Below are 22,375 nucleotides of genomic sequence, written 5' to 3'. Positions count from 1 at the left end.
CAGCGGAAACCAAAGGTGAGTACATGGAAAGAAAACGCCCGAACTGCCTCGAAGCGTCAATTGTAACGCGGCTTTGCGCGGAACTCAGCGGCCAGACTGACCCAGATGAAAGAACTCGAACACGGCCTCTCGCTTGGCAATCGTATCGGCGATACCCATGCGAATCAGCTCGCGCGTGTAATTTGACTCGAACAGCAAATAACTGGCCAATGACGAACCACTGGCCTCGGTAGCTCCCAAAGCGGACAACAAGGTACGCACTGGTCTTGGCAGGTCTTGAGTGTGACGTGCTGCAATCTCATCAATTCGCTCCGAGGGCGAAATGACCAACAACTCGATCGGTTTCAATGTGGTTTTGTTCGCCATCTCGGGCGGCAACAAACCCAAGGTTTTGTTCACCCGGCTCAGGCGCTCAATGTCAATCGACAAACTGTCCAGGAAAATGGACGCCATTGCATGGCCCGCAATTTGAGCCAAGCTGGGATAAGCGTTTTGAACTTCAACAGGCTGGGTATGGTCCTTGTCTGACTGACTCGAACCAATCACCATCACCCGGTTTGCCCCCAAATGAATCGCTGGACTAATGGGTGCAAGCTGACGAATGGACCCATCACCAAAATGCTCCATTTGCCCTTCAATGTTCAGTTTTACGGCTGGAAATACAAAAGGAATTGCTGCGGAGGCCAAGAGATGCTCAACCGTGATTCGGTCTGGCAACGCCACCCGTTGCGTTCTCGCCCAACTTTCGATGGCTCTCTGGGTTTGGAAAAAAGTCACGCTGCGCCCCGAACTGTAACTGGATGCAGTCACAGCCAAGGCGTGAATGGTACCGTTCTCGAGCGCCTCGTCCAACCTGCGAAAATGCAGCAACTGGTGCATTAAATGAGACAGGGGGGAATTGTCGAGCAAACACTTCGGACGCTTGCGCAACATCCAGCCAATTGAAAGCGCCGACAACCAGCGCGCGCCTGTGCGAATAATGCCGAGCGAATCAGACCGGAATACTTGCTCAGAACTGAAGTTTTCCCAGACCTTGAGCATTCGATCAGTGGACTGGTAAAAGTTGCGCCCAGCACATGCAAGCGCTGCGGCATTGATTGCCCCGGCCGACGTACCACACAAAATCTTGAACGGAAAATCAAACTCGCGCTTGTTTTCTTGTTCAAACCACTTGGCAAGCTGATGCAGCACACCCACTTGGTAGGCGGCCCGCGCACCACCGCCTGACAACACCAGTCCGGTGATGTCATCATGGTCTTCACTGTGAAATGTGTCGTGTTCGCTCATGAAACCATTGTGCGACACATTTTGGGTAAGTTAAAACAAAAACAGGCGTGTCTTGCACGCCCATTTGTTGTTTTAAAGTACGGGTTTAAATTGAACTAACCCGCTCTGAGTTTGAGTCGAGCACTGTCAGTGCGGTCATGTTGACGATACGACGAACCGTGGCCGACGCCGTCAAAATGTGAACCGGTTTGTCAGAGCCCAACAAAATTGGACCCACCGCAATGCCATTGCCCGCAGCTGACTTCAGCAAGTTGTAGGAAATATTGGCCGCGTCAATATTTGGGCATACCAGCAAATTGGCTTCACCAGTCAGGGTAGAACCCGAGAAAATGGTGTTACGTACCTGTTCGTCAATGGCGCAATCGCCGTGCATCTCGCCGTCGACTTCGAGCCATGGCGCAATGTTGCGGAGAATTTGAAGCGCTTCACGCATTTTCACGGCAGAGGGTTGATTGCTCGAACCAAAGTTGGAATGGGACAGCAATGCGGCCTTGGGTTGAACACCCAAACGCAACATTTCCTCAGCCGCCATCAATGTAATTTCAGCAATTTGTTCGGCAGTGGGGTCGTAGTTCACATGGGTATCGACCAGAAACACCTGACGATTGGTCAACATCAGGCCATTCATTGCACCGTAGGTATTGCAGCCTGCACGGCGACCCAGCACTTGATCCACGTAATGCAAATGCAGGGAATGGGTGCCGAAGGTGCCACAAATCATGCCGTCTGCATTGCCTTTGTGAATCATCATTGAACCAATCAGCGTATTGCGACGACGCATTTCAATTTTTGCGTAAGCCTCGGTCACACCCTTGCGCTTGGTCAAGTCGTGATACATGCGCCAGTAGTCTTTGTAGCGCTCATCGTACTCGGGGTTGATCAACTCAAAATCAACGCCCGCTTTAATGCGCAAACCAAAGCGCTCAAGACGACGCTCAATCACTGCGGGGCGACCAATCATGATGGGCTTGGCAATGGCTTCATCCACCACCACCTGCACTGCACGCATCACGCGTTCGTCTTCACCTTCAGCAAACACAATGCGGGAGGTTTGCGGTGTTTCAGCCACACAACGTTTGGCCACCGCAAAAATCGGCTTCATGAAGGTACCGGAATGGTACACAAACTGCTGCAACTGATCTTTGTAAGCTTCCAGGTCTGCGATTGGGCGGGTTGCAACGCCGCTTTCCATGGCCGCTTTGGCAACCGCTGGCGCAATGTGAACAATCAGGCGAGGATCAAAGGGTTTGGGAATCAGGTATTCAGGACCAAAACTCAGGTTTTGGGTTCGGTACGCAGAAGCGACCACATCCGATTGCTCTTTACGAGCCAGCTCTGCCACGGCACGAACCGCTGCAATTTCCATTTCCTTGGTAATTGTGGTTGCACCCACATCGAGTGCACCCCGGAAAATAAAGGGGAAACACAATACATTGTTCACCTGGTTCGGATAGTCGGTGCGGCCTGTACACATAATGGCGTCGTCGCGAACTTCCTTGACCTGCTCGGGCAGAATTTCAGGTGTGGGGTTGGCCAGCGCCAGAATCAAAGGCTTGGCTGCCATGGCCCGCACCATGTCTTGCTTCAGCACACCGCCGGCAGACAAACCCAAAAATACATCCGCTTCTTTGATTACGTCGGCCAAAGTGCGAGCTGTGGTGTCTTGTGCAAATAAATCTTTATCAGGGTCCATATTGGTGGTGCGGCCTTTGTAAACCACGCCATCAATGTCGGTGACCCACACGTTTTTGCGCGGCAAGCCCAACTCAACCAGCAACTCCAGGCAAGCCAATGCCGCAGCACCCGCGCCAGACACCACAAATTTCACTTCATCCAGTTTCTTGCCGATCACCTCGAGGCCATTCAAAATGGCTGCACCCACCACAATTGCGGTGCCGTGCTGATCGTCGTGGAACACAGGAATATTCATGCGCCCACGCAAGGCACGTTCTACCTTGAAGCAGTCAGGCGCCTTGATGTCTTCAAGGTTGATGCCGCCAAATGTGGGCTCCAGCGAGGCAATAATCTCAATCAGCTTGTCGGGGTCGTTCTCGTTGATTTCAATGTCAAACACATCGATACCGGCGAACTTCTTGAACAACACCGCCTTGCCTTCCATCACTGGCTTGGCGGCCAGTGGGCCGATGTTACCCAAACCAAGCACGGCCGTACCGTTGGTGACCACACCCACCAGGTTTGCTTTGGCGGTATAACGCACCGCAGTAGACGGGTCTGCTTCGATTTCTTCACAGGCTGCTGCAACACCGGGAGAATAGGCCAAAGCCAAGTCACGCTGGTTGACCAGGCTTTTAGTCGCCGAAATCTGCAATTTCCCAGGCTTTGGAAATTCATGATATTCAAGGGCGGCCTGCCTGAAGCGCTGATCCATTGGTTGAGCCATATAATCTTCTCTTTGAGGTGAACAACAGAACCAAAAATTATAGGCTCAGCCAGAGAGGCTGTCCCTAGGGGTTTCCACAAATCGCGCAACTTGTTGGCGCCACTCACTAACAATGGTGAAGAATTGAAGCAGTCCAGCCTTAGTCATCTTGTTCAACCCTTCCATGTCATGGAACTGGTGAAAGCAGCCGACGCCTTGCAAGCCGAGGGAAAACCGGTCATTCACCTTTCTATCGGTGAACCCGACTTTCCCATGCCCGAGCCCGTTGAGCAGGCATTCGCCCGGGCGATCTCGGCACACAAAACCCGATACACTGCGGCTTTGGGCCTGCCCGAGCTGCGCGAAGCCATTAGCCAGTATTACCAGACTAATTTTCACGTTCGGGTACCAGCGCATCAAATCGTGATTACCTCGGGCGCATCGGCTGCGCTCATGTATGCCTGCCTTGCCCTGATCAACCCGGGCGAGGAAGTGTTACTGGCCGACCCCGGTTACCCCTGCAACAAAACTTTTGTGCAAATGGCAGGCGGAACTCCCGCCTTTGTACAAACCCAAGAGGCAGAAAACTTTCAACCTGCCTGGACCGATCTTTCCAGCCAATGGACGCCGAAAACGGCGGGCGTACTTTTGGCATCACCCAATAACCCCACCGGCACTCAACTCAGCCCCCGGGCCATGCGGGAAATAGTCGATGGTGTAACTGCCCGCAATGGCTTTGTAATTGTTGACGAGATTTATCAGTCACTTTGCTACGACAGTCCGCCACAAAGCGTGCTGCAAGTGACTGGTGCACCCAACACACAAAACCCCTTGGTGGTCATCAACAGCTTCTCCAAGTACTTTGGAATGACAGGTTTGCGCTTGGGGTGGATGGTGGTGCCAGACAGCCTGTTGCCAGCAATTGAACGATTTGCCCAAAACCTGAGCATTTGTCCAAACACCCCGGCACAATGGGCCGCCCTGGCCTGCTTCACACGCGAAACACTGGCGATTTGCGAGGAGCGACGTTTGATTTTCAAGGCACGCAGAGACTTTATGGTCAATGCACTACCAAAGGCTGGCATCGAACTGCATTCAACGCCCGATTCGGCGTTTTACATTTACGCGAAGTCACCCTACAACAGCGAGCGCTATTGCAAAGAATTGCTGGAGCAGGCTTTGGTATGCGCCGTGCCCGGCAAGGATTTTTCAGAATTTCGGGGGGAGGAAATGATGCGATTCTCGTATGCCAATTCGATGGACAGGCTAGAGACTGCCATCGAACGGATACAATTTTTTAATCGAAGTTGACCTGAGAGATCAGCCTTCAGAGCCTGGCACTGTTACAGCGGATACTTTTTCGCTGTTCTCGCGGGACGCCACCAGATGACCTTGCTGGTAGGTTGAATCAATGCGTGATTTAAGCGACAGCACTTTGCCAGGATAGCCACCGTCATTGCCATGAATGGCTGCACCCACATACCAACGCAAACCGGCACTAACGGAGCCTGTACGACGTGTGTACTCGCGAATGATTTTGGCACCCACTCGCATGTTCATTTCAGGGTTCAAAGGGGACCAGTCACCGGGTGACAATGCTTCAAATTTGTCTTTGTGAATTTTAGGCATCACCTGCATCAAGCCGCGAGCGCCAACCGGACTGGCAGCAAAAGGATTGTAGGAAGATTCAATACCCACGATCGCCAGGATCAGGGTTGGCTCTACCTTTTCTTCCTTGCCTACCTTGTAAGCCAATCGAACAATCGACTCCACGGCTTCAGGCGACACGCTGTAGCGTTTGGCCAGGTAAGAAGTAACCTGCCGCTGACCTGCTGTCAGTGGTTTGCTCGAATCAACCGAGTTGAACTTCACTGGCATCAGGTTTTTAGAACCGGATGAATTTGCAGGTGACTTGGCAGTGGTATTTACAACCTCTGCGCCACCAGCCGCAAGGCCAGTACTAAGCAAGTCAATTTCAGTGGCGAATATTGCCTGCACTGGGGCAGAGAAAAACACCTGGCTGCGAAGTTCGGCATTGGACAGCAATATTGCTATTGCACCCGCTACCAGAACCGATGTGGCCACACCAAGACCGGTGACGGCGTTTTTCAATGATTGAATCAAGTTCGGGGTCTGGACCTGCTGGCCATTGACGCTCAGAACGGTTTCGTACTGCTTCATGCAACCTCCTCTGCTACGCAAACGCAGGCTTAACCCTGCATTGTTTGACTCAGCGGTGCATCTGCCTCCATTTTGTCCGTGAGGCAGAACGTTCTGCTTTAACCATTTACTACTTGCACTACATGGTCAAAGCACTCTTAAGATGAAGTTAGGCTGACTTAAGTTCCCTTAAGTTTTGCCCTCCAACTGCGTTTGTGTGACTTAGGTGATACCTGTCACAAAGCTGAGCGGATTCTAGGGTCAACCCGGACAGGGGTCAATGCAAAATCTGGTAGAGTCTTTCTACTCAAAACAAGAACATACCCCTAAAACGAGGCCTTATGCGCTTTTGGGGGGCTTGAAAAAGCCCTCTAGGTATGGGTTGTAATTTCTTGTTAACTGTTCCTTCCGGACCACAAACAGGTAGTTTTTTTCACAATGCGATACAAGAACCTTCGAGACTTCATCGATTTACTCTACAAAGAAGGTGAACTTCAACGAGTCCCCGAATCAGTCAGTCCAGTTCTGGAAATGACCCATCTTTGCGACAAGGTATTGCGCGCTGAAGGCCCCGCCTTGTTGTTTGACGCACCGCAAGGCTACAAACACCGTGTATTGGGCAATTTGTTTGGCACACCAAAACGGGTGGCCATGGGCATGGGCGCCAGCAACACCGAAGCACTAAGGGACATCGGCCGCACCTTGGCCTACCTGAAAGAACCTGAGCCACCCAAGGGAATGCGCGATGCACTGGACAAGTTGCCTTTGGTGAAACAGGTGCTGTCGATGGCCCCCAAAGTGGTCAGTAAAGCACCATGTCAGGAAAACGTCGTCGAGGGCCCAGACGTTGACCTTAACCAGATTCCGATCTGGACATGCTGGCCCGACGATGCTGCCCCCCTGTTGACCTGGGGTTTGGTGGTCACCAAAGGGCCCAATCGCAAGCGGCAGAACCTGGGTATTTACCGACAACAACAAATTGGAAAAAACCGCCTGATCATGCGCTGGCTGGCCCACAGGGGTGGCGCGCTCGATTTCCGCGACCACGCCTTGAAACATCCTGGCCAACCTTTCCCGATTTCAGTGGCCTTGGGCGCCGACCCAGCCACTATCCTCGGCGCGGTCACGCCGGTGCCGGATACGCTATCTGAATATCAATTTGCCGGTTTGCTGCGGGGTAGCCGAACAGAACTGGTGGCCTGCAAGGGCAATGATCTGCAAGTGCCTGCAGAGGCGGAAATGGTGCTGGAAGGCCATATTTACCCCTACGAACACCCGATTGCCGTGGCCGCACGAAAAGGCAGAACCGATGGCGAGGTGCCGGAAATACGGGAAGGCGTTACCGTGTTGCGCGAGCCGCCACCAGTACCTGAGTACTTGAAGGGTTGGGACTGCGCGCTAGAGGGCCCTTATGGAGACCACACCGGTTATTACAATGAACAAGACTGGTTTCCCGTGTTCACTGTCGACAGGATCACCCTGCGCGACGATGCCATTTACCACAGCACTTACACCGGCAAACCACCGGATGAGCCCGCTGTGCTTGGCGTGGCACTGAATGAGGTATTTGTACCCATCTTGCAAAAGCAGTTTCCGGAAATTGTGGACTTCTACCTGCCGCCCGAAGGTTGCAGCTACCGCATGGCCGTGATCTCAATGAAAAAGGCCTACGCAGGACATGCCAAGCGCGTGATGATGGGCGCCTGGAGTTTCTTGCGTCAATTTATGTACACCAAATTTATTGTGGTGGTCGACGACGACGTAAACGCCCGCGACTGGAAAGAAGTGATTTGGGCAATCACCACGCGAATGGACCCGGTGCGGGATACCGTGCTGATTCAAAACACGCCGATTGATTACCTGGACTTTGCAAGCCCGGTGAGTGGGCTGGGTGGGAAGATGGGTTTGGATGCCACGAACAAATGGCCGGGTGAAACCACTCGGGAGTGGGGCCGCAGCATTCAGCCCGATCCAAAACTGGATGAACGCGTGCGTGAACTTATGAGTCGTTTGGGTCTGTAGAAGACTCGGCCACTGAACGGGAAGCCCACGGGCTTCTCGTTTGAAACCAAAACATGCCCGCAGCCAGCGCCACGGCACCCAAACCAGCACGCAACGCCACTTTGGAAACCGGTTTGCGAAAACGCAGCAAAGCAGTCGAGGCCAACATGCCGAGCAGTGGGTACTTTTTCAGGCCCTCCTGCCAAACCTGGCCTCCGAGGCTGACCACTGGCCCAAGCGCCCGCATATTGCGCTTGCCCAACCAGCCGCCAAACTGGCGAAACATATTGACCCAGGCGAATTCTTTTTTTAACGCATCAACCTGACCGCCAAACTCCATGCGCTCAAGTTGAGCTTTCATCATCAACAATTCTTTGCGCGCTTCCAGAGCATCGAATTTTTTACTCATGACGACTCCCCAGGGGTGTCACCACTGCTCAAACTGTCCAGTACAGCTTGTTTGTCGCGACCCAATTCAGCCAGCGTGGCTTCAAACAAAGGAGGTTGTGCGGCCAAGGTGTCTTTCAGTTGCACGTAAAAATACACGCCCAGCACCACATAGAAAGCAGCACACCCGGCAATGGCCAGGAATCGGTGCGTATCCCAAGCCAAAGCAATGACCAGCAGGCAAATAAACAAAGAGGCAAACGCTGCTGCCAATGCGGTCAGCAAGGACCAAATCACGGTGCGAACCGTGGCCTGGCGGGCCTGCGCCAACTCGACACCCGCCAGTTCCATGCGGGTTTGGGTCATGCCCAACAAGCTGGCGACAACCCGTTTTAGTGCTGCCCTCGCATTTGGATTTAGCACAGCCAACCTTTAACGACGGTTAATGATCAAACCCAATACAAAACCCACCGCGGCGGCAATACCCACGGCTTTCCAGGGGTGATCGTGCACATAGTCATCCGTGGCACGTGCAGCTGCCTTGCCTTTTTCAAGCACAGCCGACTGGGCGTCTTGCATCACCTCCCTGGCTCGGCGAAGGCTGACCAAGGCCTTTTCGCGAAGTTCGACCGCACGCTCGCCCGACGATGAGGCCGCGGCTTTCAACAGATCTTCGGCGTCGCTCAATACGATTTTCATGTCACTAAAGAGTTTGTCTTTGCTGTTGTCCATATGTTGGCCTCGTGCTGTTGGATGAGAATAATGAATCAGTCTAACAAAGGAAAACCCAGATTGGGAAAGGCTTGCGGGCAAGCGCATCATTTTTGCCTTGAATTATTCCGCTCTGTATATAAACTCGAGCAAGCTTTCCATGGGTCCCCAACTGTCGTAGGCCCTTGGGCTTTTCACCAACACCCCAACGGCCCACAACTGCCCCTCGCGGTCTCGCAAGTAACCGCCCAGAGCACGTACGCCGTTCAAGCTTCCGGTTTTCAAGTAAGCAAACCCGTCTATGTTGTTCACACGCCTGTGAAGCGTACCGTCTGCTCCAGCGCGTGGAAAGCTGGCCAGGTAATCAGGAAAATCGGATCGTGCAGCCATGTTTCGCAAAAACTCTGCAAGGCCTTTGGCATCAATCCGGGTACCGCGGGACAAACCTGAGCCGTTCTCGAAGAACCAGTCACTTGAAGAAATCCCCTGCTGCTTCAGCCAGTCCTTCAGTTGTGCGTTAAATGCTTCGGGAGTTCCGGCCACTGCCAATTCGAGATGGCGAGCCATTACATTGCTTGACCATTTGTTGATTTGCTTGATCAAGTCGCCAAGCGGCTTCCCATAATGCGTGTACAAGGCAATGGTATTAGCCGGAGTGACTCCTTTGATCACTTGCCCGCCTTGTGGCCCGGCAAATTTGCCCCCCAACTGCAACCAGATCTCTTTCACCCACGATTCCCACAGCCAGTCCTGTGCGGGAATGCGAATGGGCAAGCGGGATTGCCCACAGCGGCGTGGGTAGTTGCCCTTCACAGTCACCACTACGTTTCGCCCTGCTTTCGAAAAATCCACCGACATGCCGTTCTTCCAGGCACCGCAACCGCCAGCGGTCAAATTGATTTCTGACACGAACGCCCAGTCTTTGGGCGCCTCTTCAGGCAGCACAACCACCGTATTCTCATTGATTTTCAAGTCAATCGACATGGCACCAAAATTCAGCAACAAGGCATCGGGCTGGGCATGGTAAGCACGGTGAGGTGCATCATCAAAGGCGTCGTCTTCGGCAAGACCAAGGCTGGGCATTTGTTCCGTAAATGCGGTGTCGTCCAGCACAACTGGACCGTTGATCACATCAACCCCCTTCGTTCTCAGTTGTCGCAATGAAGCCCACAGGTCTGCACTTAAAAACGCTGGATCACCGCTGCCTTTGATATACAAGGGACCGTTCAACATGCCATCAACAGGCTCGTAATCTGCATGAAAACCCGTCTTGAATCGATATGTGGATTCAAGCTTTTGCAAAGCAAGGGCTGTTGTAAACACCTTGGCCACAGAAGCGGGATTGACCAACTGACTGGAGCCATGTGCATAAGCCTGCGGCTTTCGGTGAACAAAAGGTGAAATTGGTAGGGCGTAAGCCGTGAAGTCGTCCGCCGCAATGCCTTTTTTTACGAAGGCCTGAGTGACATTTGAAGGAAAGGTCCGCACCTGGGGCTCGGCCGCGTTTGACCATGAGGCTTGCGACAAAACCAGATTAAAAAGAATTAAAACTCCGCCAATTTTGCGAACAGACACGCGTGAAATCCTGAAAGTCAATTGTGAACTTTCAGGATATCACCCAAGCCATCTTGTGCCGCGCACAGTGTGCCGTCAGGTGTGTTTCTTCGGATCCTTTTTACGCTCCCAAGGCCTTGCTGGTGATTCAACAGCAGGTGCCTCTTTGGCAGCAGGTATGTCTTCTGGACTTGTTGCCGGGGCTGTTGCTGCGGTCTCTGCTTTGTCTGCCGCAGCCGGCGGAGTCACTGCAGACTCATTCATGGCCGGATTTTCTACACCCTTGGGTAACCAACGTTGCCGCCCTTGGGCCAGAGGTACGGCTTCCTGGGGGGTGTCCAAGGCCGCAGACCCGGACTCAACGGGTGTACCAGGTAACACAGGCGAGTCCAATGACGTCTTTTCCTGCCTGAAGGCAGAATTTCGAATTTCAGGTTTTACCACTTCGATTTCATTGGCCAGCATGTAGTCGTTCATGTCACGCCAGCCCTCGAACACACCGGATTGATGCGAACTGGGGTTCAGCGTAAAACAATCCTCCAGCGCGCGGCCTGAATGCCTGCACGCCGCGCCCACCGCTTTGCTGTCCTCCATTGACAATTTGCCTGTCAAGCCTGGTATCTGCGACAGATCGCACGAACTCAGCATGGTCGCAGCGCCCGCCACCATCAATATCTTTAGTTTTCTCATAATCCAGTCCTGATTGACTACCTCTACAGGTGATAACGTCTGGATTCTGGAAAAATTGATAGGCAATTGCGGGGATGTTGGTGTTTTTCTTCTAATTGTGGTTTTACCCACAATCTTTTCTTGTGCATTGCACCCAAACCCAGTAGACTTCGCTCCAGATTGCAAATCAACGGGTCGTTTTACGATTCTCACCATTGGACCGCGTTGGGTTGCCTTTGTTGGCACAAGCCCTTGAAGCTGTGCTTTGCCCATCGCCGCCAGTTCTCTTGCGACCATCCGGAACAACTTAGTTCCCAGCCGCGTCGTCTCATTTCTGTTCGTCGATGAATTTTTAAGTCCACATCGAATTGGAACTTTTATCATGTCTATGTCATTTGATGACATGGGTCTTGCTGCGCCTTTGCTGCAAGCCCTGAATGCTTTAAACATTACTGCCCCTACCCCCGTTCAAGCCGAAGTGGTACCACTCGGTAAAGAAGGCGGCGACCTCATGGTCTCCAGCCAGACAGGTAGCGGCAAAACTTTTGGTTTCCTGCTGCCCGTGATGCACCGCATGATGAGCGGCGAACAAAGCCCCATGGAAATGCTGGCCGGTCCAGAATGCCTGGTGCTGTGCCCAACCCGTGAACTGGCCCAACAGGTTAGCCAAGACGCGATCAACCTGGTGAAATTCACCAAGGGCGTTCGTGTAGCAACTGTTGTAGGCGGCATGCCTTATGGCAAGCAAATGGCCAGCCTGCGTGGCGCCCGCATCGTTGTCGGCACCCCCGGCCGCTTGCTCGATTTGGCCCAGCAAGGCAAGCTTGACCTGAGCACAGTAAGCACATTGATTGTTGACGAAGCCGACCGCATGCTTGACCTGGGCTTCTCTGAAGACCTGGAAGCAATCGACCAGTTGTGCGGCAACCGCATTCAAACACTGATGTTCTCCGCCACCTTTGCCAAGCGCATTATTGGCTTGGCTGAAAACATCATGAACAACCCCAAGCGCATTGAAATGGCGGCTCAGAACGAAGCCAACACCGATATCGCCCAGAAGCTGATGTGGGCCGATAACCGTGGCCACAAGCGCAAACTGCTGAATCACTGGCTGGAGCACCCAGACATGGTTCAAGCCGTCGTGTTTACAAGCACACAAATTGACGCAGAAAACCTGGCCCGCGATTTGGCCGATGAAGGCGTACGCGCCTGCGCCCTGCACGGTGGCATGCCACAAGTAGTGCGTAACCGCCGTTTGGCCAGTGTTCGCAAAGGCGACATCAAGGTATTGGTTGCAACCGACGTTGCTGCCCGTGGTTTGGACGTGCCTGCAATTTCACACGTTATTAACTACGGTATGCCCATGAAGTCGGAAGACTACGTGCACCGAATTGGCCGTACCGGCCGTGCTGGCCGCAGTGGCATTGCTGTAACGTTGGCCGAAGCCTGCGACATCATCAGTGTTCGCGGCATCGAGCGTTTCATCAACTCACGCATTCCTGAAGAACAGGTCGAAGGCCTGGAGCCACGTGGCAACTTCACACAGGCGCCACGCGGTGGCAAGCCAAGTGGTGGCCGTGGTCGCTCCGGCGGTGGCGGTTACGCTGGCAACAGTGGTGGTCGTTCAGAAGGCCGCAGCTTTGGCGGTGGCGAGCGCAAATCGTACGGCGACAAGCCTGCATTCGGTGAGCGCAAATCGTACGGCGATAAGCCTGCATTCGGCGAGCGCAAGTCGTATGGTGACAAACCATCTTTTGGCGGTGAACGCAAATCATTCGGCGACAAGCCTGCATTCGGCGAGCGCAAGTCGTACGGCGACAAGCCTGCATTCGGTGAACGCAAGTCATTTGGTGATCGCAAGCCTTACGAAGCACGCGAAGAGCGCAGCTTTGGTGATCGCAAGCCATTTACTCAAGGTGAAGAGCGCAGCTTCGGCGATCGCAAACCCTTTGGTGACCGCAAGCCTTACGGCGACAAGCCTGCATTTGGTGACCGCAAACCCTTTGGTGAGCGCAAGTCGTTTGGCGACAAGCCTTCATTTGGTGATCGCAAGCCTTCCGGTTTTGGCGGCAACTCTGATGCGCCAAAAAAGTGGAATCGCGACGCAGAGCGCCCAAGCTTCCCCCGTTCTGAAGAACGTGCACGCCCGGCCTTCCGTGCCGAAGGCACTGCACCTTCGGGCCCAAAGCGTGAACACGCCTCGGGTGCCCGCAAAGAACAGGCTGCACGCAACATGGGCGATCGTGGCGGCTTTAGCCGACGTCGCACTGACTAAAAAAGTGGCGTAAAAAGCACCACGGGGGAAACCCCAAGAAAAACCCTCAGCCGAAAGCCTGAGGGTTTTTTGTTTTTATGCGACAATTCGGGGCTTGCTGACCAACAAAACAGGAAGACTCCTACAGTGCGGCCCAATTCCAAAAACAAGTGGCTGGCGCAAAGCGCTCGACTTTCACGCTTCATGGCGGACCGGGGCATGATCGTCTCTGTCATCTACGCCTTTTCCCTGCTGGTTGGTTTTCTCGCAGTGGGGTTTGCCTGGATGTCTGACTTTGCAGGTGAATGGAACAAAGAACTATTCGCCGAGCACATGTGGATCGCGCTGCTGTTGCCACCGGTGGTGTTTCCAATTGCCCTTTGGCTGGTCAACACCGTTTTCTGGGGCTCGGGCGGCAGTGGCATTCCGCAAGCAATCAAAGTCACCAAACACCCAAAACCCAGGCTAGTGGAACGGCTGTTGGGGCCACGCGCTTTTTTGGGCAAATTGCTGATCACGCCTTTCGTGATAGCAGCGGGTGCCGCTGCGGGGCGTGAAGGCCCAACCGTACAAATTGGTGCCGCACTGATGGCTTACGCAGGCCGCTTTCCCAACATTGCCAAGCTGTTCGACACCCGCTCACTGATTATTGCTGGCGGTGCGGCAGGGGTCGCGGCAGCTTTCAATACACCCTTGGGTGGGCTGATGTTTGCCTTTGAAGAATTGGGCCGACGAAAAACAATGCGACACACCTCGGCACTTTTAATGGCCATTGTGCTTGCCGGTTTGGTGGCATTGATTCTTCAGGGCAACTATTCGTACTTTGGTTATTCAAATGCCACGATCGACTGGGGACAAGAATGGTTCATCATTTTCGTATTGGCGATACTTACAGGCATCGTGGGCGGCCTTTACGGGCGCAGTATGTTGATCCTGGTGTCGAGCACCAGCTATTTGGGTGGTTTGCGCAGTCGTTTCCCCTATCGATTTGCAGCGGGGTGCGGCGTGGTGCTCTCACTCATGGCACTAACTTTTGGTGTTGAAGTTTTTGGTGCGGGTTACGAAGAAACCAAGGCTGCCTTGCAGGACAGTGAAGAGCTTTCCCCCATGTTTTGGCTGACCAAAATGATAGCCACTGTGGTGTCATTTGCCAGTGGCATACCTGGCGGCGTATTCTCACCCACCTTGTCGATCGGTGCAGGGTTTGGTCACTTTTTTGCGGGTTTGACCAACAGCGAAACCGCGCCGCTGATGTTGCTGGCCATGGTCGGTGTTTTGTCTGCGGTAACCCACTGCCCGATTACTGCTTTTGTAATTGTGCTGGAAATGGTCGACAACCACGATTTGGTCATGCCCCTGATTTTCGTGTCAGCCATTTCAACACAAGTCAGCAAACGAATCTTGCCTGCCTCGATCTACCACCTGCTGGCCAATCAAATCAAGGTCAGCTTTACTCAACCTGAGCCAGTACCCGAACCCCCGCAGGAGGTTGCTCAGGCCGAAGCGACCACTGTTGAACCAAAAAAATGAGCACGCGTTGCGCAGCGAAAGCAGCTCTGCTGGCATGCCTTACAACAGCATTGTTACTCAAACCTGCGCAAGCCTTCGACAACGTTGTTCAACGGTTAAACAACCCGGCTATGCATTGTGGTCACCAACCCACGCTCGATTTGTTCAACGGCCTGGTCAATGCACTTTCTGAGTCTCAGAACACCGCGGCTGAATTGACGCTTCGCAGAGAGGATCGACGACTGGAGTTATTGATTCACTTCGAGCCGGATCAAAGCGGGATTCCCTCAAACTGTTTGGTCAAACTCGAGGCTTTGAATGAAGCCACCAAATCGGGCCGATCGGGTCCCATTTTGATTCGATCCAGCACCCAAACAGAGGGTAGTGCTGAACTTGATCTTGCTGTGGCCAGCCAAAGACTGGATGCGATTCAAAATTACTTCAGGGACCACCGGCTTGCCCGCAAGGCGTTTGTGCTGGAGTTACACCCCGACACCTCAAGCCCGTTGTTCGGGGATGCTGTCAGCTTGCCCAATATGGTGGAAATTTATTCCAGCCCGGCCAATTGATCAAAGCCGAGGCGATCGCTAAGGCGGCTAAGCAGGGTCGCCAACTCGGCGGCTGAACGCACCTTGAGTTTGTCAAACACATTGGCACGATGCACTTCCACAGTGCGCATTGAAATATCAAGCTCAGAGGCAATCACCTTGTTTAATTTGCCTTTGGCCACCAAAAACATGACCTCTCGCTCGCGGGGCGACAATCGGTCAATTCGTTCAGACCATTGCTTCAGCACTTCCAGGTTCACCAAATATTCACCTGACTTTTGCAGTGCCTGTTTAACCCGTTCAATCAAACGCTGATCGGTGGTTGGTTTTTCGTAAAAATCGAATGCACCATTTTTAACTGCTTCTACGGCAGTGGATATATCGCCATGCCCCGTCAAGAAAATCACTGGCAAACGGTCCAGGCTGTAACCACTGCGCTTTAGCCACTCAAACACCTCAAGACCCGACATATCGGGCATGCGCAAGTCAAGCAACAGGCAAAGCTCGGCCTCGCTGGTGATGTATTCATCCAGTCGGGACTTGAAACTCTCGAAATTGGCAAAACCCTGCATGGGCAGGTCCACGGTTTCGAACATCCATTTCATGCCTTCGCGCAAATCGTCATCATCATCAAGTAACAACACCTGCACTTTTTTAGTTGGCTCCAACTGACTGCTCCCCTTCCATGGATTCTTTGACTGCCATTGGCAAGTCCATTGTAAAACAGGTACCACCTGTGGGCACGGCATCGGCTTTCAGGCGCCCGCCATGCGACTCAGCGACCGAGCGGCAAAGGCTAAGGCCCAGGCCCAAGCCGTCTGGCTTTGTCGACACCAAAGCCTCAAACATTTTCTCGGTGTTGTTCAAACTCAAACCCGGGCCGTCGTCACGCACTGAAAACTCAAAAGAATATTCCAACTGGCGAGCACGTATCCACACATTGCGAATACGCTGTGACGCAGTGAAAGCTTCTGATGCGTTTTTAACCAGATTGACCAAGGCTTGCTCCACCATGATTCGGTCGATATACAACACGAAATCGGGTGTGACAATGTCAAAATGCAAACGCACCTGGTGCAGCACAGCGGTGGAATTCACCATGAACTGAATGGAATCAATCAGGTCCGACACGCGCACATTTTCACGGGTGGGTTTGCGTTTGCGAACCAGGTTTTGAACCGAACCAACGACTCGGCCCGCACGCTGCGCCTGATCGCGCAACTTCTCAAACAACTGGCCGTACATTTCCAGACTGGCACCACGTTGGCTTAAATTCATCCCGGCCTGTGCATACGACACCATGGTAGCCAAGGGTTGATTCAATTCATGCGCAATATTGGAGGCCACCTCGCCCACCAGCGCAAATCGTGAAGCCGCCTGCAATTTCTCGCGTTGCTCGGCAATTAGCGACTCCGAACGCTTGCGATCGGTAATGTCGATCACTGAACTCATCCAGCCGGTGTGCGCACCACGGCCGTCTTTCAAAGGCGCTTCCACAATGAGCACATCAATGAACTTGCCATTTTGATGCTGGTACGTTGTCTCGAACCCCTCTGGAGGGGCATTGCCTGAAATCACATTGGCGACCAAACGCTTGTATTCCTCAGTGCTCTTGCTGGGCCAGTACGGCAGGGGCTGCGGAATTCCAATTAACTCTTCGGGCTTGTAACCCACCATATTGCAAAACGCCGGGTTCACGTAACGAATAAAACCTTGCAAGTCCCACACACGCAAACCCACCGCCATGGAGTCTTGCATGGACTGGCGAAACAGTTTTTCTTCTTCAAGACGAGCCTCAATCTCGAGACGACGACGAGAATCGCGCCACAACATGATGAAACTCAACAACAGCAGCAGGAGTAAAAATGCCAACGCGCCAGTAATGCCGTAGTTGAACAATCGGGGGCCTTCTTGAATGCTGTTGACCCTGAGTTGAAACTGCAGCCCTCCGAGTTCCAGTGAGGTCGTGTGCATGTAAACACCAGCGCCCGGACTGGCCTTGACCAGGCGCGACAAAATGGCCCCGCTGGCATCGAGCAGTTCGACCTGGTTGTCTTGAGCAAACCACCAGGGCAACTCCTTTTCCAGCATCAAATCCAGGTCGATCAAGCCAGCGGTAACGGCCTCGCCGCGTTGGGCCACACTCACATTGGCCACATAGTGGCGCCCCTGAAACAGAAAGGGGCCAACCAACCCGTCCAGGCGGGACTCGTAGCGTTGATTGACCTGCGCTGAGATCAGATTGCGAACCGCTTCAAGATCATATTCATCAAAGTTGTCTTCCAGATTCACAATCGGTGTCAACTCGGGCCCACGAAACACCGCCACCAGCTCGCCAGAGCTGCGGCTAAGCTGATTCAGGCTTGCCGAAAGACGTGCCGATGGATAAATGAGAGAGTCATTGGTCAGCGCTTGCAGGGAGTTGATCAGTCCACCCACCTGAAACTGAATGTTCTGGCGGGCCCAAAGTGCATCGGCAATCAGTTTTGCCTGGTTTTGATCACGCTCGTCCTGTTGGGCGTAGTAAACTGCGGCCACCATCAACGCCATTAAAAGTGAAAAAACAAGCACGGGCATGCCAAACCTCATGGCTTGACGGCGCTTGATCTTCTTTAAATTGGGCTCGTAAGGGGCGAACAGTTGCATGGCTGGATAGTGCCACGAAATGGCAAAAAGATTTCAAGGGATGTGGAAACCCACAATGGTGAGGACTGCCCTACTCTGGAATTTTCAATGAATACCTACACACAAGCCGCAATATGAAATATTTGTCAGCTCTTGGACTTCTACTCGGACTTCACGGTGTTGCCTTGGCACCCGCCAGTGCGGCGCCCCCTATTTTTATCAAGTTCAGCCATGTCGTCGATGAAAACACACCCAAGGGGATTGCGGCACTGGAATTCAAGAGGCTTGCTGAAGAACGCACCCGCGGACGAGTAAAGGTAGAGGTTTACCCAAATTCTTCACTGTACAAGGACCGAGAAGAGCTCGAGGCTCTTCAGTTGGGTGCGGTGCAAATGCTGGCGCCTTCACTGGCCAAATTTGGGCAATTGGGCATGCGTGATTTCGAGGTATTTGACCTGCCATACATTTTCCCGAACCGCCAGGTTCTTAAAACCGTAACCCAGGGCGACATTGGACGACAGCTTCTGGCTCAGCTTGAAGACCGTGGAATTTTGGGGCTCGCGTACTGGGACAACGGTTTTAAGGTGATGAGTGCAAATACACCACTGCGCCTGCCAGAGGATTTGAAAGGCAAACGAATGCGCATTCAACCGTCCCGAGTGCTAGAGGCCCAAATGGAAGCGCTGGGCGCTACACCCATTCCGCTGGCGTTTTCAGATGTGCACACCGCACTGGAAACGGGTTTGGTAGATGGCACTGAAAACCCGCCTTCCAATCTTTATTCGAAGAAAATGCATGAAGTTCAGAAATACGTTGCCGTAACCAACCACGGCTACCTGGGCTATGCCGTGATTGTGAACCGCAAATTCTGGAATAGCTTGCCTGCAGACATACGCACCACACTGGAAAAATGCATGGTCGATGCCACACGCAAAAACGATGACGAGGCGGAAAAACTCAATACCCAGGCTTTGAACAAAGTAAAGGAATCGAAGAACACCAAAGTTACAATTCTGAGCAGTGCTGAAATCGAGTTGTGGCGCAAGGCACTTGAACCTGTTCACCGTCGCATGGAAAGCCGAATCAGCAAAGAGTTGATCAGCAGCATTCGCAAGGCTGCTGCTGAACAAGCTGCCGCGACACCCAGCGGCTCACGTTAAGAATCAGGACTCGGCGCCAACCAGCTTTTGGCGTGCCACTTCCAGAAATTGCTCGGGCTCGGGCCGAACCCGGTAATTTGAAGTTTGGTCTGAATACACAATTCGACCGTGTTTGTTGATGATCAACACCGTGGGCAGTACCGTGTCTTCGCCATGCCCCAGCCAATTCATGCCAAACGGCACACCGTTTTCATGCATCAACTTCAGTTTCTTGCTGGCCTTGAATTCGGTATCAACAAAAAATTTCATGGGTACTTTAAAGCGCTTGGCCAGTTCCTGGGTTTTCGATTCGGGCTGCGGGCTGATCAACGCGACTTTCACACCCAAGCGATCAAGCTCAATATAGCGCCCGGCCACTTCGCCAATTTGTGTCATGCACAAGGGGCACCAGTTACCTCGGTAGAACATGAGAAGCCAGGCCGAGCCTTTGAATTGCTCACTCGAAAAACTCTCCCCCTCCAATGTTTGAAGCTGAAACACAGGTAATTTTTCACCTTCTTTTAGCTCTGCATTACTACGCTCGCCCAAATTGGAATACCAGAAAATATAGGCAATGCTGCCAAAGAAAATCAAATTTCCAATCACAAGTGGCCACGGATCGGATTCCATTGCAGGATCGGTAAGCACCAACGCAATGCCCATCAAATTGCTGGCCATAAGGAAATGGAGGTTGCGGGACGTACGCGCCCTGCGTCTCATGAACATCCACACGAACAAATAAAAATTGGGTAAGGCCAATACAAAGACACCGATCCAGCCGGGGCCCAGTGGGCTATGCCAACTCATGGTGGCCACGTGCAGCAAACTGAGGTTGATCAGGATGAGAAACAGGACAATAAAAACTGACTTGGCTTTGTTCATTCTTTGGGATGCAAGGTTAAATCGACCTCTAGTGTAAACAAAAGTGACTGACGCCCCGCTTGCAGGCAACTTTTTTTCACCCCTCCCCTTGAAATACCTTCCCCCCGCCCCTATTATTAGCACTCGATGACGTTGAGTGCTAACAACACATCCGTCAGTTTCTCTAAGCAATTCTTTTTAAAAGACAAATTTAGGAGTGGTATCCATGAACATTCGTCCGTTGCATGATCGCGTGATCGTGAAGCGTCTCGAGAGCGAGCGCACTACAGCCTCTGGCATCGTGATTCCAGAAGCAGCCGCCGAGAAGCCAGATCAAGGTGAAGTGATTGCAGTAGGCCCAGGCAAGCGCGACGACAGCGGCAAGCTGATCGCGATGGATGTGCAAGTAGGCCAGCGCGTTCTGTTCGGCAAATACGCCGGTCAAGCCATCAAGGTAGATGGCAAGGAAGTACTGGTTATGCGCGAAGAAGACATCATGGGCGTGATTGAAGCCTAATTACACTGAATTCAAGAGGAAGATTAATCATGGCAGCTAAAGAAGTATTTTTCGGCGATGACGCACGCAGCCGTATGGTGCGTGGCGTAAACATTCTGGCCAACGCAGTAAAGGTAACCTTGGGCCCACGCGGCCGCAACGTGGTACTTGAGCGTTCATTCGGCTCCCCCACCATCACCAAAGACGGTGTTTCCGTGGCCAAAGAAATCGAACTGAAAGACAAGTTCGAAAACATGGGCGCGCAAATGGTGAAAGAAGTTGCTTCACGCACTTCCGACAACGCTGGTGACGGTACAACAACCGCCACGGTTCTGGCACAAGCCATTGTTAAAGAAGGCATGAAGTTCGTAACCGCCGGCATGAACCCAATGGACTTGAAGCGCGGTATCGACAAAGCAGTAACAGCCGCAATCGTTGAATTGCGTGCTTTGTCCAAGCCTTGCTCTACCACCAAGGCGATTGCGCAGGTTGGCTCCATTTCTGCCAACAGCGACGAATCCATCGGCAACATCATTGCCGAAGCCATGGAAAAAGTTGGCAAGGAAGGCGTCATTACCGTTGAAGACGGCAAGAGCCTGGACAACGAACTGGACGTGGTTGAAGGCATGCAGTTTGACCGCGGCTACCTGAGCCCCTACTTCATCAACAACCAGGAAAAGCAGGTTGTAGTGCTGGACAACCCATTCGTGCTGTTGCACGACAAGAAAATCAGCAACATCCGTGACTTGCTGCCCACATTGGAACAAGTGGCCAAAGCTGGTCGCCCACTGTTGATTATTGCTGAAGACATCGAAGGCGAAGCCTTGGCAACTTTGGTTGTGAACAACATTCGCGGCATTTTGAAAACTTGTGCAGTGAAGGCACCTGGCTTTGGCGACCGCCGCAAAGCCATGCTGGAAGACATCGCCATTTTGACTGGCGGCGTTGTAATTGCTGAAGAAACCGGCATGAGCCTGGAAACTGTAACCCTGGAACACCTGGGCCAGGCCAAGCGCATTGAAGTGGGCAAAGAAAACACCATCATCATCGACGGTGCTGGCGAAGGCGCAAACATTGAAGCACGCGTGAAGCAGATTCGTGGCCAAATCGAAGAATCTTCTTCCGACTACGACCGTGAAAAACTGCAAGAACGCGTGGCCAAGCTGGCCGGCGGTGTTGCCGTGATCAAGGTTGGCGCAGCCACTGAAGTTGAAATGAAAGAAAAGAAGGCCCGCGTTGAAGACGCCCTGCACGCAACACGCGCAGCGGTGGAAGAAGGCATTGTGCCAGGCGGCGGTGTGGCATTGCTGCGCGCTCGTGCAAAGATTGAAGGCTTGAAGGGTTCAAACCCAGACCAGGACGCAGGCATCAAGATTGTTCTGCGCGCCATGGAAGAGCCACTGCGCATGATCGTGACCAACGCAGGTGAGGAATCATCTGTTGTGGCCAACAACGTGATGGGCGGCGAAGGCAACTACGGTTACAACGCAGCCACTGGCGAGTACGGCGACATGGTTGACATGGGTGTTTTGGATCCAACCAAGGTCACCCGCACTGCATTGCAAAACGCAGCGTCAATTGCTTCGTTGATGTTGACCACCGATTGCATGGTTGCTGATGCAGCGGATGACAAGCCTTCAGCACCTGACATGGGTGGCATGGGCGGAATGGGTGGTATGGGCGGCATGGGCATGTAATTGCCACTGCCAAGCTTTACTGCTTGAAAAACCGCCGGCCGGACCAAAACCTGCCGGCGGTTTTTTTCTTGACCAAAGGTATATGTAACCCTATAAT

19 protein-coding genes are annotated in these 22,375 nt (G+C 52.9%); 8 read left to right on the top strand and 11 right to left on the bottom strand.

The window, feature by feature from the left end; genetic code table 11:
- Positions 1-84 precede the first annotated feature (84 nt).
- Together FRIGORI9N_RS15380 and FRIGORI9N_RS15375 are read right to left on the bottom strand one after the other, a co-directional pair.
- The gene (locus FRIGORI9N_RS15380) at positions 85-1,287 is read right to left on the bottom strand and encodes a patatin-like phospholipase family protein (RefSeq protein ID WP_201301514.1); all 1,203 of its coding nucleotides are present in this window, start codon (positions 1,285-1,287) and stop codon (positions 85-87) included.
- A gap of 85 nt (positions 1,288-1,372) precedes the next feature.
- A complete protein-coding gene (locus FRIGORI9N_RS15375; protein WP_305773823.1) occupies positions 1,373-3,688 on the bottom strand; it encodes an NADP-dependent malic enzyme in 2,316 nt (771 codons plus the stop codon).
- A gap of 123 nt (positions 3,689-3,811) precedes the next feature.
- Between FRIGORI9N_RS15375 and FRIGORI9N_RS15370 the strand changes: the two genes are divergently transcribed.
- Entirely contained in the window at positions 3,812-4,978 is a 1,167-nt protein-coding gene (locus FRIGORI9N_RS15370) for an aminotransferase class I/II-fold pyridoxal phosphate-dependent enzyme (protein WP_236550924.1), read from the top strand.
- Positions 4,979-4,987: 9 nt separating this feature from the next.
- On the opposite strand, the gene FRIGORI9N_RS15365 is transcribed toward FRIGORI9N_RS15370, so the two are convergent.
- Positions 4,988-5,848 (bottom strand): lytic transglycosylase domain-containing protein, encoded by an 861-nt coding sequence (locus FRIGORI9N_RS15365; protein ID WP_159572917.1) that lies wholly within the window; start codon positions 5,846-5,848, stop codon positions 4,988-4,990.
- A 417-nt stretch (positions 5,849-6,265) separates the two neighbouring features.
- Between FRIGORI9N_RS15365 and FRIGORI9N_RS15360 the strand changes: the two genes are divergently transcribed.
- Complete coding sequence (locus tag FRIGORI9N_RS15360; RefSeq protein ID WP_159572915.1) at positions 6,266-7,849, top strand: UbiD family decarboxylase; 1,584 nt, start codon at positions 6,266-6,268, stop codon at positions 7,847-7,849.
- On the opposite strand, the gene FRIGORI9N_RS15355 is transcribed toward FRIGORI9N_RS15360, so the two are convergent.
- From FRIGORI9N_RS15355 to FRIGORI9N_RS15335, 5 genes are all read right to left on the bottom strand, one after another.
- Positions 7,827-8,237 (bottom strand): hypothetical protein, encoded by a 411-nt coding sequence (locus FRIGORI9N_RS15355; protein WP_159572913.1) that lies wholly within the window; start codon positions 8,235-8,237, stop codon positions 7,827-7,829. The two genes, FRIGORI9N_RS15360 and FRIGORI9N_RS15355, sit on opposite strands and share 23 nt — an antisense overlap.
- A complete protein-coding gene (locus FRIGORI9N_RS15350) occupies positions 8,234-8,638 on the bottom strand; it encodes a phage holin family protein (RefSeq protein ID WP_256366131.1) in 405 nt (134 codons plus the stop codon). The genes FRIGORI9N_RS15355 and FRIGORI9N_RS15350 overlap by 4 nt, the downstream gene beginning before the upstream one ends.
- A 9-nt stretch (positions 8,639-8,647) precedes the next feature.
- Positions 8,648-8,947, bottom strand: coding sequence for a YqjD family protein (locus FRIGORI9N_RS15345; RefSeq protein WP_138518742.1), 300 nt, complete (start codon positions 8,945-8,947; stop codon positions 8,648-8,650).
- Between the two features lie 102 nt (positions 8,948-9,049).
- On the bottom strand, positions 9,050-10,501 hold the full coding sequence (gene dacB / locus FRIGORI9N_RS15340) for a D-alanyl-D-alanine carboxypeptidase/D-alanyl-D-alanine-endopeptidase (protein ID WP_159572909.1): 1,452 nt from the start codon (positions 10,499-10,501) through the stop codon (positions 9,050-9,052).
- 75 nt (positions 10,502-10,576) lie between these two features.
- A complete protein-coding gene (locus tag FRIGORI9N_RS15335) occupies positions 10,577-11,170 on the bottom strand; it encodes a hypothetical protein (RefSeq protein WP_159572907.1) in 594 nt (197 codons plus the stop codon).
- Between the two features lie 361 nt (positions 11,171-11,531).
- On the opposite strand from FRIGORI9N_RS15335, the gene FRIGORI9N_RS15330 reads away from it, so the two are divergent.
- The 3 genes from FRIGORI9N_RS15330 (at position 11,532) to FRIGORI9N_RS15320 (ending at position 15,481) form a co-directional block, all read left to right on the top strand.
- Positions 11,532-13,424 carry a DEAD/DEAH box helicase gene (locus tag FRIGORI9N_RS15330; protein WP_159572905.1) on the top strand — a complete coding sequence of 631 codons (1,893 nt, stop codon included), beginning with the start codon at positions 11,532-11,534 and terminating at the stop codon, positions 13,422-13,424.
- A 126-nt stretch (positions 13,425-13,550) separates the two neighbouring features.
- Positions 13,551-14,933: a chloride channel protein gene (locus FRIGORI9N_RS15325; RefSeq protein WP_159572903.1), complete on the top strand. Its 1,383-nt coding sequence runs from the start codon at positions 13,551-13,553 to the stop codon at positions 14,931-14,933.
- Positions 14,930-15,481, top strand: a complete 552-nt coding sequence (locus FRIGORI9N_RS15320; RefSeq protein ID WP_159572902.1) for a hypothetical protein — start codon at positions 14,930-14,932, stop codon at positions 15,479-15,481. The genes FRIGORI9N_RS15325 and FRIGORI9N_RS15320 overlap by 4 nt, the downstream gene beginning before the upstream one ends.
- Here FRIGORI9N_RS15320 and FRIGORI9N_RS15315 read toward each other — a convergent pair.
- Positions 15,460-16,128 (bottom strand): response regulator transcription factor, encoded by a 669-nt coding sequence (locus tag FRIGORI9N_RS15315; protein ID WP_236550923.1) that lies wholly within the window; start codon positions 16,126-16,128, stop codon positions 15,460-15,462. The two genes, FRIGORI9N_RS15320 and FRIGORI9N_RS15315, sit on opposite strands and share 22 nt — an antisense overlap.
- Positions 16,115-18,106: a nitrogen regulation protein NR(II) gene (locus FRIGORI9N_RS15310; RefSeq protein WP_159572898.1), complete on the bottom strand. Its 1,992-nt coding sequence runs from the start codon at positions 18,104-18,106 to the stop codon at positions 16,115-16,117. Before FRIGORI9N_RS15310 ends, FRIGORI9N_RS15315 begins: the two co-directional genes overlap by 14 nt.
- A gap of 113 nt (positions 18,107-18,219) precedes the next feature.
- Here FRIGORI9N_RS15310 and FRIGORI9N_RS15305 point away from each other — a divergent pair, with 113 nt between their 5' ends.
- Positions 18,220-19,245, top strand: coding sequence for a TRAP transporter substrate-binding protein (locus FRIGORI9N_RS15305; RefSeq protein WP_159572896.1), 1,026 nt, complete (start codon positions 18,220-18,222; stop codon positions 19,243-19,245).
- 3 nt (positions 19,246-19,248) lie between these two features.
- Here FRIGORI9N_RS15305 and FRIGORI9N_RS15300 read toward each other — a convergent pair whose 3' ends face one another.
- On the bottom strand, positions 19,249-20,106 hold the full coding sequence (locus FRIGORI9N_RS15300) for a peroxiredoxin (RefSeq protein WP_159572894.1): 858 nt from the start codon (positions 20,104-20,106) through the stop codon (positions 19,249-19,251).
- 205 nt (positions 20,107-20,311) lie between these two features.
- On the opposite strand from FRIGORI9N_RS15300, the gene FRIGORI9N_RS15295 reads away from it, so the two are divergent.
- A complete protein-coding gene (locus tag FRIGORI9N_RS15295) occupies positions 20,312-20,602 on the top strand; it encodes a co-chaperone GroES (RefSeq protein WP_159572892.1) in 291 nt (96 codons plus the stop codon).
- Positions 20,603-20,631: 29 nt separating this feature from the next.
- Positions 20,632-22,278, top strand: a complete 1,647-nt coding sequence (gene groL / locus FRIGORI9N_RS15290; protein WP_159572890.1) for a chaperonin GroEL — start codon at positions 20,632-20,634, stop codon at positions 22,276-22,278.
- Positions 22,279-22,375: the final 97 nt, after the last annotated feature.

Source organism: Limnobacter sp. 130, from assembly GCF_902506325.1.
Lineage (GTDB): Bacteria > Pseudomonadota > Gammaproteobacteria > Burkholderiales > Burkholderiaceae_B > Limnobacter.
This window is presented reverse-complemented; position numbering and strand designations above follow the sequence as displayed.